The organism is Streptococcus lactarius, assembly GCF_016642265.1.
Taxonomy (GTDB): Bacteria; Bacillota; Bacilli; order Lactobacillales; family Streptococcaceae; genus Streptococcus; species Streptococcus lactarius.
Genome location: NZ_MRXX01000007.1, coordinates 71,478 through 85,587, shown reverse-complemented (window position 1 = coordinate 85,587; position 14,110 = coordinate 71,478). Strand labels below are relative to the sequence as shown.

At 43.4% G+C, this 14,110-nt stretch carries 12 protein-coding genes; 6 read left to right on the top strand and 6 right to left on the bottom strand.

Annotation, left to right across the window (positions count from 1 at the left end; all coding sequences use genetic code 11):
- The first annotated feature begins 151 nt into the window (after positions 1–151).
- From mvk to BTU61_RS05845, 6 genes are all read left to right on the top strand, one after another.
- Positions 152–1,030, top strand: a complete 879-nt coding sequence (mvk, locus tag BTU61_RS05870) for a mevalonate kinase (RefSeq protein ID WP_200772751.1) — start codon at positions 152–154, stop codon at positions 1,028–1,030.
- Entirely contained in the window at positions 1,012–1,962 is a 951-nt protein-coding gene (mvaD, locus tag BTU61_RS05865; protein ID WP_200772750.1) for a diphosphomevalonate decarboxylase, read from the top strand. The genes mvk and mvaD overlap by 19 nt, the downstream gene beginning before the upstream one ends.
- Complete coding sequence (locus tag BTU61_RS05860; RefSeq protein WP_200772749.1) at positions 1,952–2,959, top strand: phosphomevalonate kinase; 1,008 nt, start codon at positions 1,952–1,954, stop codon at positions 2,957–2,959. Before mvaD ends, BTU61_RS05860 begins: the two co-directional genes overlap by 11 nt.
- Positions 2,956–3,960 carry a type 2 isopentenyl-diphosphate Delta-isomerase gene (fni, locus tag BTU61_RS05855; protein WP_200772748.1) on the top strand — a complete coding sequence of 335 codons (1,005 nt, stop codon included), beginning with the start codon at positions 2,956–2,958 and terminating at the stop codon, positions 3,958–3,960. Before BTU61_RS05860 ends, fni begins: the two co-directional genes overlap by 4 nt.
- A gap of 435 nt (positions 3,961–4,395) precedes the next feature.
- Positions 4,396–6,057, top strand: coding sequence for a C69 family dipeptidase (locus BTU61_RS05850; RefSeq protein WP_200772747.1), 1,662 nt, complete (start codon positions 4,396–4,398; stop codon positions 6,055–6,057).
- Positions 6,050–6,877, top strand: a complete 828-nt coding sequence (locus tag BTU61_RS05845; RefSeq protein ID WP_200772746.1) for a PrsW family glutamic-type intramembrane protease — start codon at positions 6,050–6,052, stop codon at positions 6,875–6,877. Before BTU61_RS05850 ends, BTU61_RS05845 begins: the two co-directional genes overlap by 8 nt.
- 271 nt (positions 6,878–7,148) lie before the next feature.
- On the opposite strand, the gene BTU61_RS05840 is transcribed toward BTU61_RS05845, so the two are convergent.
- The 6 genes from BTU61_RS05840 to pflB form a co-directional block, all read right to left on the bottom strand.
- Positions 7,149–8,411 (bottom strand): hydroxymethylglutaryl-CoA reductase, degradative, encoded by a 1,263-nt coding sequence (locus BTU61_RS05840; protein WP_200772745.1) that lies wholly within the window; start codon positions 8,409–8,411, stop codon positions 7,149–7,151.
- A complete protein-coding gene (locus BTU61_RS05835) occupies positions 8,411–9,583 on the bottom strand; it encodes a hydroxymethylglutaryl-CoA synthase (protein ID WP_200772744.1) in 1,173 nt (390 codons plus the stop codon). The genes BTU61_RS05840 and BTU61_RS05835 overlap by 1 nt, the downstream gene beginning before the upstream one ends.
- Positions 9,584–9,769: 186 nt before the next feature.
- The gene (locus BTU61_RS05830) at positions 9,770–10,000 is read right to left on the bottom strand and encodes a hypothetical protein (protein ID WP_200772743.1); all 231 of its coding nucleotides are present in this window, start codon (positions 9,998–10,000) and stop codon (positions 9,770–9,772) included.
- A 106-nt stretch (positions 10,001–10,106) separates the two neighbouring features.
- On the bottom strand, positions 10,107–10,574 hold the full coding sequence (locus BTU61_RS05825; RefSeq protein ID WP_200772837.1) for a threonine/serine exporter family protein: 468 nt from the start codon (positions 10,572–10,574) through the stop codon (positions 10,107–10,109).
- A gap of 4 nt (positions 10,575–10,578) precedes the next feature.
- Positions 10,579–11,337 (bottom strand): threonine/serine exporter family protein, encoded by a 759-nt coding sequence (locus BTU61_RS05820; RefSeq protein ID WP_187538731.1) that lies wholly within the window; start codon positions 11,335–11,337, stop codon positions 10,579–10,581.
- A gap of 417 nt (positions 11,338–11,754) precedes the next feature.
- Positions 11,755–14,070 (bottom strand): formate C-acetyltransferase, encoded by a 2,316-nt coding sequence (pflB, locus tag BTU61_RS05815; protein WP_187538733.1) that lies wholly within the window; start codon positions 14,068–14,070, stop codon positions 11,755–11,757.
- Positions 14,071–14,110 lie beyond the last annotated feature (40 nt).

Below are 14,110 nucleotides of genomic sequence, written 5' to 3'. Positions count from 1 at the left end.
TTTGTCCCAGCCTCTTTTCAAGTTCCTTCATGAGCGAGAAGTCAATGGGGGATTCTGTTCACTCCGTCTTAGGTTGGATTTCCTTCAAAACCATCGCTTTTTTGGCTGATTTATATTAAAATAGTAATGACCTTAATAGAGCGAGATGAACATGAACAAAGAAATAGGCGTCGGAAGGGCGCATAGTAAAATTATCTTAATTGGTGAGCATGCAGTGGTTTATGGCTATCCGGCCATTGCCTTGCCTCTCCATCATATTGAAGTGACCTGCCAGATCGTTCCAGCAGCTAGTCCATGGGTTTTATTTGAAGATGATACCCTGTCCATGGCAGTTTTTGCGTCTCTTGAACACCTTGGAATTCGTGAGGCTAGGATTCGTTGCAAGATCCAGTCCATGGTTCCGGAAAAACGGGGGATGGGGTCCTCTGCGGCGGTTAGTATCGCAGCCATTCGAGCAGTTTTTGACTACTACCAAAAAGAGCTGGACGATGAGACCTTGGAAATTTTGGTCAATCGGGCAGAAACCATTGCCCATATGACTCCAAGTGGGCTTGACGCCAAGACCTGTCTGAGTGATCGAGCGATTAAATTCATCCGAAATGTCGGTTTTTATCCGATGGAGCTGGATGTAGAAGCGAATTTGATCATTGCGGATACAGGGATTCATGGCAATACCCGCGAAGCCATTCAGAAGGTTGAAAGCAAGGGTCAGGAAGTCTTGTCTCATTTTCATGAGATCGGCCAGTTAACCCAAGCGGTAGAAACCGCTCTGAAAGAAAAAAACAAAAGAGCTCTCGGAGAGGCCCTGACAGCTTGTCATGAGCAGTTAAGAGCAGTCGGTGTCAGTTGTGAGGAAGCAGACCATCTCGTCGCTGTAGCCCTTGAAAATGGGGCTTTAGGCGCTAAAATGAGTGGAGGTGGTCTCGGAGGGTGTGTGATTGCCCTCGTCAGGAATCCTCATGAAGCGGAAAGAATTGCACATGCATTAGAAAGAGAAGGAGCGCACCATACATGGATCGAAAACCTGTAAAGGCTAAGTCCTATGCCAATATCGCAATTATCAAATACTGGGGAAAAGAAGATGCCAAACAGATGGTCCCTTCGACCAGTTCGATTTCCTTGACCTTGGAGAATATGTATACGGAAACCAGTCTTTCGCCTTTGCCAGCTGATGCGACAGCGCATGAATTTTATATCGATGGGGAATTCCAACATCTAGCTGAGCAGGCCAAAATTGGAGCTGTGATTGATGACTTGAAGCCAGCAGGAGAAGCAGGATTTGTCCGGGTGGATACGACCAACAATATGCCAACCGCAGCAGGTCTGTCCTCTAGCTCGAGCGGACTTTCTGCTCTCGTCAAGGCTTGCAATCGCTATTATGATTTGGGCTTAAATCAGGAGGAATTAGCTCAAAAAGCCAAGTTTGCTTCAGGTTCCTCTTCACGGTCTTTCTTTGGTCCCTTAGCAGCCTGGGACAAAGAAAGTGGAGAGATTTATAAGGTTCAGACAGACCTAAAACTGGCTATGATTATGCTGGTCCTGAATGACAAACAAAAGCCCGTTTCTAGCCGCGAAGGGATGAAACGCTGCATGGAAACCTCGACCAATTTCAAAGAATGGGTGGAGGAGTCTTGTCAAGATTACAAGGACATGCTGGATTATCTAGCTGCCGATGATTTTGAACAGGTTGGCCACTTGACAGAGCGCAATGCCCTTGCTATGCATGCGACGACCAGGACTGCCACTCCAGCCTTTAGCTACTTAACAGAAGAAAGTTACAAAGCCATGGATTTTGTCCGTGAGCTTCGCGCAGCGGGCCATGCTTGTTACTTTACCATGGATGCAGGACCAAATGTTAAAGTCCTCTGTTTGGAAGAAGACTTGGAGCAGCTGGTGCCTTTATTTGACGCCCGCTATCGGACTATTGTATCGAAGACCAAGGACCCTCAAGATGAAAACTAAGTATCAGGTACAGACCGGAGGCAAGCTCTATCTAGCCGGTGAATACGCAGTACTAACGCCTGGGTATGGGGCAGTGATTCAGTTTATCCCCATTTATCTGTCCGCTACCATCCAAGAAGCCAGCACTTACCAGTTGGTCTCAGATCTCTTTAGTTACAAGGTGGATCTGACTCCAAATAAGGACTATAGCTTGATTCAAGAGACCATTCGGCTCATGGAAGAGTGGCTGGTAGACCAAGGCCTAGATCCAAAGCCCATAGCGCTTCACATTGCTGGAACACTAGGAGAAAAGGGTAAGAAATATGGAATTGGTTCTAGCGGGAGTGTGGTCTTACTCGTCATCAGGGCGATGGCTGCTCTGTATGAAGTAGACCTCAGTCCGGATCTGCTCTTTCGCCTAGCAGCAGTTGTCTTGGTGCAAAGAGGGGACAATGGTTCCATGGGGGATCTGGCTTGTATTGCCTACGAGGACTTGATTTATTACCAATCCTTTGATCGGGCTTGGTTGCATGAAGTCTTGACTTCCCAGCCCCTCTCACAAGTTTTAGCTTTGGATTGGCATTACCAGATCCGAGTAATTCAACCAGCAATCTCTTATGATTTTCTAGTCGGTTGGACCAAAGAACCGGCCATTTCAAGTGACTTGATCCGCCAGATCAAGGGGGCGATCAAGGAAGACTTTCTCAAGGAGAGTCAGGTCGCAGTGAAGAATCTTGAAAAAGGCCTCCTTGAAGGAAATCAAAAGGGGATAAAGACCAGTATCGAACGTGCAGATCAGAACTTAAAAGCCTTGAATCCCTTGATCTATACACCAGCGCTAAAAGAACTGCAGCAGGCGACAGATGGACTTTCAGCCTGTGCTAAATCCAGTGGCGCTGGAGGGGGAGATTGTGGGGTTGCCCTTAGTTTTGACCCCTTAGAAACTCAGACCTTGATAGAACGCTGGACAGAAAAGAAGATCGAGATCATTTATCAAGAAAGGATAGGAGATTCGTGAGCGAAAATCGAAAAGACCAACATATTCGCTATGCCTTGGAGCAAAGCTCCTCATATAACAGCTTTGATGAGATCGAGCTGATTCATCGATCCCTGCCTCTGGTCGATCTGACAGAGATTGACTTGACGACCCATTTCGCAGGACGTGATTGGGAGACCCCTTTTTATATCAATGCTATGACAGGCGGGAGTGAACGGGCCAAAGAGATCAATCAAAAGTTAGCGACAGTGGCAGAAGCCTGTGGGATTCTCTTTGTAACCGGCTCTTACAGTGCGGCACTGAAGGATCCGGGCGATCAATCGTATGCCGTTAAAAAAGACCATCCCCATCTCCTATTAGCGACCAATATTGGAATCGATAAAGAGCCTGAGCTGGGCGTGAGAGCAGTAAAAGAGCTGCAACCTCTCTTTCTTCAAGTTCATGTGAATTTGATGCAAGAGTTGCTCATGCCAGAAGGAGAGCGGATTTTCCATACTTGGCAAGACCATCTGAAGGCTTATGGAAAGGACTTTCCCGTACCGGTTATCCTAAAAGAAGTCGGCTTTGGTATGGATCCCAAAACGGTTCAGATGGCACTAGAAGCCGGGATCAAAACCGTTGACATTTCTGGCCGTGGTGGCACTAGCTTTGCCTATATTGAAAATCGTCGTGGTGGCAATCGCGCTTATCTGGATAATTGGGGTCAGTCAACTGCACAGTGTCTCTTGCAGTTGCAGGATCAATGCGATCGAGTTGAGATCCTCGCTAGTGGTGGCATCCGTCATCCTCTTGATATGGTCAAGGCCTTGGTCCTTGGAGCACGTGGCGTTGGCTTATCTCGCGTCTTTTTAGAAATGGTAGAGACGAAAACAATCGAGGAGACAATCGCCATTGTCCAAGGATGGAAAGAAGACATCAAATTGATCCTCTGTGCTCTCGGTTGTCGGAACCTGAAAGAAGTCCGAGATGTCGACTATCTCCTCTATGGAAAATTGTGGCAAGCGAAGCAACAGAGAAAATGAAGAAAAATCATTTTAGAAACTTTCCTTAGGTGAGTACGGACGTTAGGTGAAATTATCCAGTGGATGATTTCAGCAATCCAGGAAGTTCCATGGCTTAGTTTTGAACCTAAGGTTTCAAAACTCCCGAGTGCCTGAAACAAAAATGTTTCAGGCACTTTTCTCACAGCGGAAAGTTTCAGTATTTTTGAAGCGATTTAAAAATTAGAATGCATTTTTATTTCTTTGCAGAATCGCTTAACTTATTTTACTTTAAAATAGTTTATCTATATTCTAATGATTGACTTTGTAAAAACGATCCTATTTTTGAAAAAGTGTTTTCCCTCAAAAATTCTGATAGTTTACTAGTTGTTTACAAATGATGTAAACGCTTGCAAAAAATAGCTGTAAAAGGGTATACTAAATAAGTAAAAAGACTTTATAAAAAAGGAGTTTAGGATGAAGAAGCACTATTTTCGATCAGCTGTAGCAGCCTTGCTTCCGCTTTTGTTGATTGCTCAACCTGTTGAGGCTTGTACAGGGTTCATCATCGGGAAGAAACTGACTGCCGATGGCTCTACCTTGGTAGGGCGTACCGAGGATTTAGAGCCCAACCATAATAAAAATTTTGTGGTCAGAGAGCGACGCTATAATAAAAAGGGGGCTATCTTTGAGGATGCAGCCAACGGTTTTCAATATCCCTTACCAGAGATCAGCTATAAGTATACAGCGGTCCCAGATGTAACGCCAGACCAGGGAATCTTTGATGAAGCCGGATTTAATGAATATGGTGTTTCCATTTCCGCTACTGTATCTGCTTCAGCAAATGACAAGATCCAAAAAGTGGACCCCTATGTCAAGGATGGCCTCGCTGAATCAGGCTTAACCAGTATCGTTCTCCCTAGTGTGAAAACTGCAAGAGAAGGGGTGGAACTCATTGCTAAAATCGTCGAAGAAAAAGGAGCGGCTGAAGGAAATATTGTCACCATTGCGGATAAAGAAGGCGTCTGGTATATGGAGATTTTATCCGGCCACCAATATGCAGCCATTCTCTTTCCAGAAGATCGCTATGCGGTCTTTCCAAATACCTTCTTCTTAGGCCATGTAGATCTATCAGATACAGAGCGTACGATTGCATCAAAAGATCTTGAAAAAGTCGCCAAAGAAGCAGGGAGCTATAAGGAAGTGGATGGACAATTTCATGTGTCACAATCCTACAATCCTCCTTTACAAGAGGCAGATCGTTCGCGGGTTTGGTCAGGTATCAAATCTCTAGACCCAAGTTCTCCTGTTAAGTATGATGATGCTTCCTTTGATCTACTTCATACAACGGATCGAAAGTTGACTCTACGAGACGCTATGAATCTCCAACGTAACCGTTTGGAAGGAACCAAATATAAACCACTGGATCAAATGGAGTTAGATGGCAAAGGTATTCCGAAAAAAGGTGAGTTTGATGCTGTCTATAAGTATCCTATCTCCAATCCAAATGTTATGGAAGCTCATATTTTCCAATTGAAAGATGAGATACCTGCTAGTGCTGGTGGTGGAACCATGTGGTTATCCATGGGAAGCCCACGAAATGCACCTTACCTACCTTATTATGGGAATATTACCAATACCTATCAAGCCTACCAAGAATTAGGTGATCATTACAATGAGAAATCTTGGTATTGGACTATTTCCAGAATTAATGATCTTGTAGCTAAGTATCCGGACTTGTTTGAGGATGGGGCCATTCGGACCGAAATGGAACGCTTAGAGTCTCAGTGGATGCAGGAACAAAATCTGAGTGATAAAGAGCAGATAGCTCTTGCTTCTCAGCCTGATGAAGCTAGTGCAAAGGCAACGCAGGAAAGTATAGATAGGGCAGAGAAAACCTTTGAGCGTCTACAGGAAATTCGAAAAGAAGCAGAAAAGAGAGTCGCTGATGAGCACGGAAATAGTGCCATTCAAGACCTAGATGATGAAGAAGATGCAGCCTACGAAGAGAAAATTGATTTAGAAAAATTTGACTACGACTTCCTCATCGCTGGAAGCTTATTTGGCGCAACTCTTATCGCGATCATTGTTTATCTGATTCGCTCAAAGAAACAAAAGGGAGGAAAACAAGATGACTAAAATTCAAAGAGCCTCTATCTATCTCTTTTTACTATTTGCAGGAATTGGCTTGGAGTTTGAACTTGGTCATCTTTCCCAGGAAGAATTTACTCAGTCAGCAGGAAGAGATCTGGTCTTAAATTTATCCGTTTTAGCTGCTATTATCATTCCGCTTTATCTCTTTTCAAAACACCTGGCCATTTCTTTGACGGTTTCACGATACATATTGTGGATTGCGATGTTTGGAGGCGCCTTTATAGCAGGTTGGTTAAGCTTCGCAGGAAATAGTCTAATTGATATCCTAAATAGCCATATTATAAAAGACCCTGCAATCTTCAACAAATGGACGGATGCTCTGACAGCTCCATTCTCAGAGGAATTCTTTAAAGCTCTGGTTGCTTTTTGGGTCGTATTAATGGTTGGTAAAAAAGATTTGAAATCAGTTCTCATTGCAGGATTGGGCGCTGGTTTCGGTTTTCAGATTATTGAGGATCTAGGCTATGTTGCACGCCAAACTCAAAGCAGTCAATTGGCAGCTATCACCGAAACTATTAACCGTATATCTGGAGGCTTAGCTTCACATACTCTCTATACAGCTGTTGTGTCTGTAGGTATTTTCCTCATGCTTTCACAGGTTACTCAGAAAAAAGAAAAAATCTTTGGCCTCTGGTGTGTGGTATCTACAGTAGTGAATCATTTCTTGTGGAATTCCCCATTTTATGAAACAGACCATCGGATCAATCTTCTTGTAGGATTTCTCTTTGCAGTCCAAGTAGGAACCTTTATTGAAGTGGTGCTCTATACCAAGAAAAAGCCGGATTTGCCATTCTTAAAACAATAAGGAAATTTTTCAGATTTAAGACAAAGTCATCTTAAAAACTTTCCTTAGGTGAGTACGGACGTCAGCGAACTTCTTCGAAGTTCCATGACTTAGTTTTGAGCCTAAGGTCTCAAAACTCCTGAGTGCTTGAAATGATCGCATTTCAAGCACTTTTCTCACGGCAGAAAATTTCGGTGTTTTCTTGACTTATTTTAAATATTGGAACTCATTTTTTCTTTTCAAAATCATATAACTTATTTAAAAAAGAACTAAGACGTGCGTCTTAGTTCTTTCATTTTCTCAATTCTTGTAAGAGTGTTTGCGCCTTTTCAAGATTAAAAGGTTTGTTTTTGAGGAGTTGGTGGACTAGTTGAGGAACTTCTTCCTCGTTAGCGCCTGCTAGGAGTGCTAGGGAGCGTGCTTGGAGTTTCATATGTCCTGCTTGAATCCCTGTGGTGACAAGGGCTTTGAGGGCAGCGAAATTCTGAGCCAAACCGAGTGACGCGATGATACCTGCTAATTCAACAGCAGTAGGCTCCCCAAGCAACCGGTGGCTGACTTGAACCGTTGGGTTGAGGCCAATCGAGCCTCCTTTTGTCGCAATCGGCATTGGCAGGGTAATCTCTCCATAGAGTTTTTTCTCTTCTGGCTGACTTTTCCAGCGACTCAAGCCCTTGTATGGACCACTTTGTGCAGCATAGGCATGGGCTCCTGCTTCGATGGCCCGCCAGTCATTTCCTGTAGCGAGGACCAAGGCATCAATCCCGTTAAAAATCCCCTTGTTATGAGTGGCTGCACGGTAAGGATCTACTTGAGCCAGTTGGCTAGCTAGCTCTATCCGGTGGGCAATCTCAATAGCTTCCTCAGGATTCCGACTCAGTGCTTTAAAATCGATGGCACACCTTGCATTCACCAAAGAGCGGGTGGCCAAATTGGACAAAATTGCCATCAGGACCTGTCCTCCAGAGAGTTTCTGGATAGGCTCCGTCAATGCTTCCAACATGGTGTTGAGCATATTGGCTCCCATGGCTTCTTTGGGGTCGACCGCCAAGTAGACAATGAGAAAGTCTCCCTTGTTTTCGACCCAAAGATCCCTCGCTCCGCCTCCACGCTTGATGATTGAAGGATAGGCTTCATTAGCCAGCTGAAGAAGAGTTTTCTTGTCTTCTAGGATGCGCTTGCTAGCCATTTCCACATCCCTAACATCTGTCAGAGCAATTTCCCCAATCATTTGGCGTTGGTGAACCTTAGTGGTGAAGCCACCTGATCGTTGGATGATCTTCGCTGCATAGCTGGCTGCAGCAACGACGGAAGGCTCTTCTGTGACCATAGGAAGGACATAGTCTTGGCCATTAATCAGAAAATAAGGGGCTAAGCTAAAAGGGAGATCAAATGTAGACAGAACATTTTCCGTTAGTTGATCCGCAATGGAAAGAGGAAGTCCCTGTTGTTCTTTTAATATCTGAGCTTCGTCCCAAGTTAAGAGGCCTTCCTTCAGTAAGGCCTCTATTCGTTCTGTGGGAGAAAGTTTTGCAAAACCTGGTAATCGTGCCATTATTTTTCTACTTTCTGGTAAATACGCTGGTGTTCGTTAATCTCCGTCAAAGCATAGGTTTGCTTGAAATTAGGTTCAAAGACCTGATTGCCATGAAGATCCAAATCCACTTCCTCATAGAACATCTGTTCGTACTCAGACACACTAAGGACGGTTCGTTGATCCAGTTTTTCCATACGTTTGTGATCTAAGAGTTGTTCAAAACCAGGAACGAGGTCCGCACTAAAGATCTCAGAGACAGCCCCACTTCCATAACTAAAGAGAGCAATCCGATCTCCAGCTTTTAGCTGTGGATGATTTTCTAACAGAGATAGCAAGCCTAAGAAGAGGGAGCCAGTGTAAATATTTCCGATACGCTGGCTGTACAAAATAGATTGATCAAAGTTGTACTGTAACTGAGCTTTTTTCTCTTCAGATAGGGACTTGTCCAAAATTTTTTTCAAGCCTTTCAGCGCCAATTTTGGATAAGGCAAATGGAAACAAACAGCCGCAAAATCTGTTAGGTCGAGACCTGTCTGTTTCTGGTATTCAGACCAAGTTGTTTTCAAGGAATCTAGGTATTGCTGGGTTGAATAGAGCCCATTGACAAATGGCGTTGTGGCGTAATTCGGGCGCCAAAAATCCATAACATCACGTGTTTGAGCCACATTGTCATCATGAAAAGCTAAGATACGAGGGTTGTGGCTAATCAGCATAGCCACTGCACCAGATCCTTGTGTCGGTTCTCCGGGAGTTCCAATTCCGTATTTAGCAATGTCACTGGCAATGACCAAGACCTTACTTTGCGGAAATTTTTCAACATGGAGCTTTGCATAATCCAAGGCAGCCGTTGCAGCATAGCAGGCTTCTTTCATCTCAAAAGAACGGGCAAAAGGCTGGATGTCTAGCAAACCATGGACAAAAACAGCCGCAGCTTTACTCTGGTCAATCCCAGATTCCGTCGCAAGAATCACCATGTCGATCGCTTGTTTATCTTGGCCTGTCAAAATATCATCTGCCGCCGTTGCAGCCAGTGTGACGATATCTTCGGTGATCGGTGCAATACTTTGTTCTTTTAAGAGAAGACCCTTGCTTAATTTCTCAGGATCGGTATCACGAGCAGCAGCCAAATCTTCTAAACGCAAGACATAAGGGCTCGTCGCAAAACCAATCTTATCAATCCCAATTGTCATTCTTAACCTCTTTTTTATTTGATATCTACTAGTATATTTCCTTACTATTTTACCATATTTGAGGGAAAACTCCTTTGAAAAAGCTAGATCGGATTGGAAATCATTCTTAGGACCGATTTTGCAATGATTCAAAGAAAAAATAAAGAATCTATCAGAAAAAGCCATCCTCAGATGGCTTTTCAACTCTTATGTTTGCTTATCTTTTTTAGGGTTGCTCATGATTCGTATGAAGAGTTCTTTGCATTTGTCTCTTAGAACTTTTTCGTAGAAGACGATTAAAGCGATGTACACAATCAGAAAGTTCAAGGTCAAATAGAACAAGTCAAATGAATTACGGGCATAGTAAGTCGCTGATTGATAGGAGGGGAGGGCTCCTAGGATCACCCAAGGAAGATACTTGATATACTTGTTTATCATCATACAGCACCTCACATACTTTAAAGGATTTGTTTTTTTCACTATCATTGTACTCCTTTTGAGTGGAAATGCATGCGATTACATCTATAAAAAATAAAAACCAATGCTATTTGGCATTGGTTAGTTTTCTGCTTTGGGCTTGTTGGTAGGAATGGTAGAGTTTCAAGACGACAGACCCACTAGCCATCCCGATGGAGATGACCAAGGCCAGGATAACAACCAGTGTCACGCTAGTTACTGCCTGTCGATATTGGCCGCTGACAAAGAAGGAAGTGGTCCGATAGGAAATATATCCAGGGACCAGGGGAGCGAGAATGGACAGCATAAAGACCACGACAGGCGTCTTGTATACGATACTTAAAATCTGACTGATACAGGAACCCGCAATGGCTGCGATAAAGGTAGCAACGATGACATTGGTAGGCCCCTTTAGGACATAGTAGAGCAACCAAATACTCATGCCCAATACACCACCAGGGATGAGCATGGAACGTTGGACATTTAAGACAATTAAAAAGGTGATAATGGCAATCAAACTAGCCACCGCTTGGATAAAGAATTCTGTTAGGTTCATCATGTTATTTCATAAGGACGAGGGCGACAGTGGTACCGGCACCGAGAGCAAGGGTAATGAGCAATGTTTCAAAAAGCTTACTCATTCCAGAGTTGAGGTGGTTGTTCATGAGATCTCGGACAGCATTGGTCATTGCAATTCCAGGAACGAACGGCATAACGCAACCTGCAATAATCAGGTCCGTATTAGAGGGAAGCCCACTATAGCGCGCCCAAATATGGGCCAAAAAACCAAAGATAAAGGCAGCAGCAAAGGCAGTTACAAAGGGAATGCGAACGTATTTCTCCACTACAAGAGAGAACGCAAAGGCAAAAATTGTGGCGATTCCTGCTCCAATCGCATCATAGAAATTTCCACCAAACATGATGGAAAAAAATGGAGCACTCAAGGTTGCTGCAAGGGTCAATTGCAGATTGGTATATGGAACCGGTTTGCTCTTTAAGTGGAGTAGGGCTTGGTAAGCCTCTTCAAGATTGATTTGACCAGACACTAATTGACGAGAAATTTGATTGACATCACAGACCTTTTCGATATTGTAATTGGTCCGCAGAATCCGTTTCATCCGCGTGATATTGGCATTTTCAATTGAAAAGAAAATAGCAACTGGCATTGCTAAGGCATTGCAATCAGTGATCCCTTGAGAGTGAGCAATACGGATCATAGTATCCTCAACCCGGTGGATCTCAGAGCCACTTTCCAACAGAAGGGTTCCTGCCATCATCAGGACATCGATCACTTGGTTGATCTCTTTTGACTCTTCCATAATTTCCTTCTTACTAAATAATCTGCTTCTATTATAGCAAAAAAGAACGAGAGACAGAACTAAAATTTTGCAATTCTAGTGTGTTTCTTGTCCTTGATTTTTTGAATGCTTCATAAGAAAATGCTTTAACTGATGTGATGGTGCTGGATGGTGATATCCTGGACGAGAAGGGTTGCTAAAAAGAGCAAAGCAATCATGCTAAAGAGCCAGATAGTGAGAAATATAAAGGTTAAAAACATAAGATCACCCCTTCTAGATTCTTTACAAGATCACTATAACACTTAAAGAAAACGCTGTCAAAGACTTGTGTGTAGGAGAAAAAACTCTTTCAATATTCTGAATTGTCTTGAGAAAGACTGTTCGAGCTACACCAAAAAACCAGCCGTTTCCGACTGGTTTTTAGAATCTAGTTGAATCTTAGCTCAATGAATCATCCATTGAAAGAACTTCGTGGAAGACACGTTGTGTCAATTCAGTTTTTTGTTCTGGAGTAAGGTATTTGGTGTTTACACAGTATCCAGAGATACGAACGATAACATCTTCACCATTCATGATCTTGTCATAGACATCTTTAAGGTCCATAACGTTCAAGTTACAGTGTTGACCACCATTTTCAAAGTAACCATCAAGGATGGTTACCAAGTTGTCAACTTGTTCGTCACGAGTTTTACCAAGTGCACGAGGAGATACTTGAGTAGTAAGTGAGATACCATCAGCTGCGTAACCAAAGTCAAGGCTAGCAAGTGAGTTCAAGTTTTGCAACCATCCACCACGAGCTTTGTTAGATGGGTTAGCACCTGGAGAGAAGAATTCCAATTTGCTAGTGTTCACAGAACCATCTTCGTTGAGGTATACCCCTTTGTGGACTGGTGAGTTACCAGTTTGTTTAGAGTAAGCAACGTTTGAAGTGATGGTAAGAAGTGATACAGTAGCTTCAGCATCTTTGTAAAGTTTGTGGCTGCGAAGACGAGTAGTGTAAGCTTCGATCAACCATTCTGCCAATTCGTTAGAACGAGGATCATCTTCACCCCAACGTGGGTATTCACCGATTGTTTCGTAGTCGTAGATGTAGCCATCTTCGTCACGGATTGGTTTAACGGTAGCGTATTTAATGGCTGACAAAGTATCAACAGTGTTGGCAAATCCACAGATACCGAATCCCATGTTTGCGCGTTGGTGAGTTGGCAAGAAGGCCATTTGAACTGCTTCGTAGTTGTACTTATCCGTCATGTAGTGGATGATGTTCAAAGCATCTACGTAAGTATCAGTCAACCAGTCAAGTGATTTTTCGAAGTTCGCTTTAACAGATTCGAATTCAAGAACTTCATCACGGATAGGTTCGATGTCAAATACTTTGTAGTCTTTATGAACATCGTCATAACCACCGTTCAAACCAGTAAGAAGAGCTTTAAGTACGTTTACACGAGCACCGAAGTATTGGATGTTGTGACGTTGTTCTTCATTTTCTGGGTCAAGTGGTGATACACAACATGAGATACAGCTCATTTCACCGTATCCATCTTTAGCCATTGTTGTCACACCTTCGTATTGGATAGAAGAGTGTTTGTGGCTCATATGCATACAGTAACGACGGAAGCTATATGGCAATTTGTCAGTCCAAAGAACGGTCAAGTTTGGTTCTGGAGAGTTACCGATGTTGTCCAATGTGTTCAAGAAACGGTAGTCCATTTTAGTAACACGGTGACGACCGTCGCTACCCATACCAGCCATAGAAGTTGTGATGAAAGTTGGGTCACCTGAGTACAATTCGTCGTAAGCTTTTGTACGAGCAAATTTAACAGTACGCAATTTCATAACGAAATCGTCAACGAATTCTTGGATTTCTGATTCAGTGTAAGTACCACGAGCCAAGTCACGTTCTGCGTAGATATCCAAAACGATTGGAACACGTCCAAGAGAAGTAGCAGCACCGTTGATGACACGGCAGACAGCCATGAAGGCGATGTTTGTCCATTGGATTGCTTCTTTTGTATCGAAGGCAGGACGACGAACGTCTACACCATAAAGGTCACCCAAGCGAACAACTTCTTTCAAAGCTTGGTATTGAAGGTTTACTTCTTCACGAAGGCGGATTGATTCTTCATCGATTTCAGTGATAGAGTTCCAGTCGCTTGCTTTTTCAGCCATCAAGTAGTCAGCACCGTAAAGAGCCAAACGAGCGTAAACCCCAATGATACGTCCACGAGAGTATGCATCTGGAAGACCAGTTACAGTGTGAGCGTGGCGGGCACGACGGATATTTGTAGTGTAAGCACGGAAGATACCATCGTTTACAGTAGTCACATATTTAGTGAAGATTTCATGAACAGCTGGATCTGGTTCGTATCCATTTTCTTTCAAAGTAGTTTCTGCCATACGGATACCACCTTTTGGCATGAAGTTCAACTTGAAGAGTTCATCGTTTTGGATACCAAAGATCACTTCGTTTTCTTTGTCGATGTAACCAGCATCAATATCAGCGATAGATGTTGGACGGTTGTCGTATGGGAAACGAGTAGCTTCATAGTGAGCTTTTGTTTCTTCTACGATTTTTTTAATATGAAGAGAACGTTCAGTTGGTCCAGCAAGGAAACTTTCATCACCATCATATGGTGTGTAGTTAGCTTGAACGAAGCGAGAAACGCTTGCTTTCTCTTTCCAATCTTCTCCTTTGAAGCCTTCCCAGGCTTTGTCAAAAATATCTTGTGCTTCAACGACTGTTTTAACAACCATTTGTTTTTCCTCTATTGTCTTTCTAGCAACTGTATCTGTT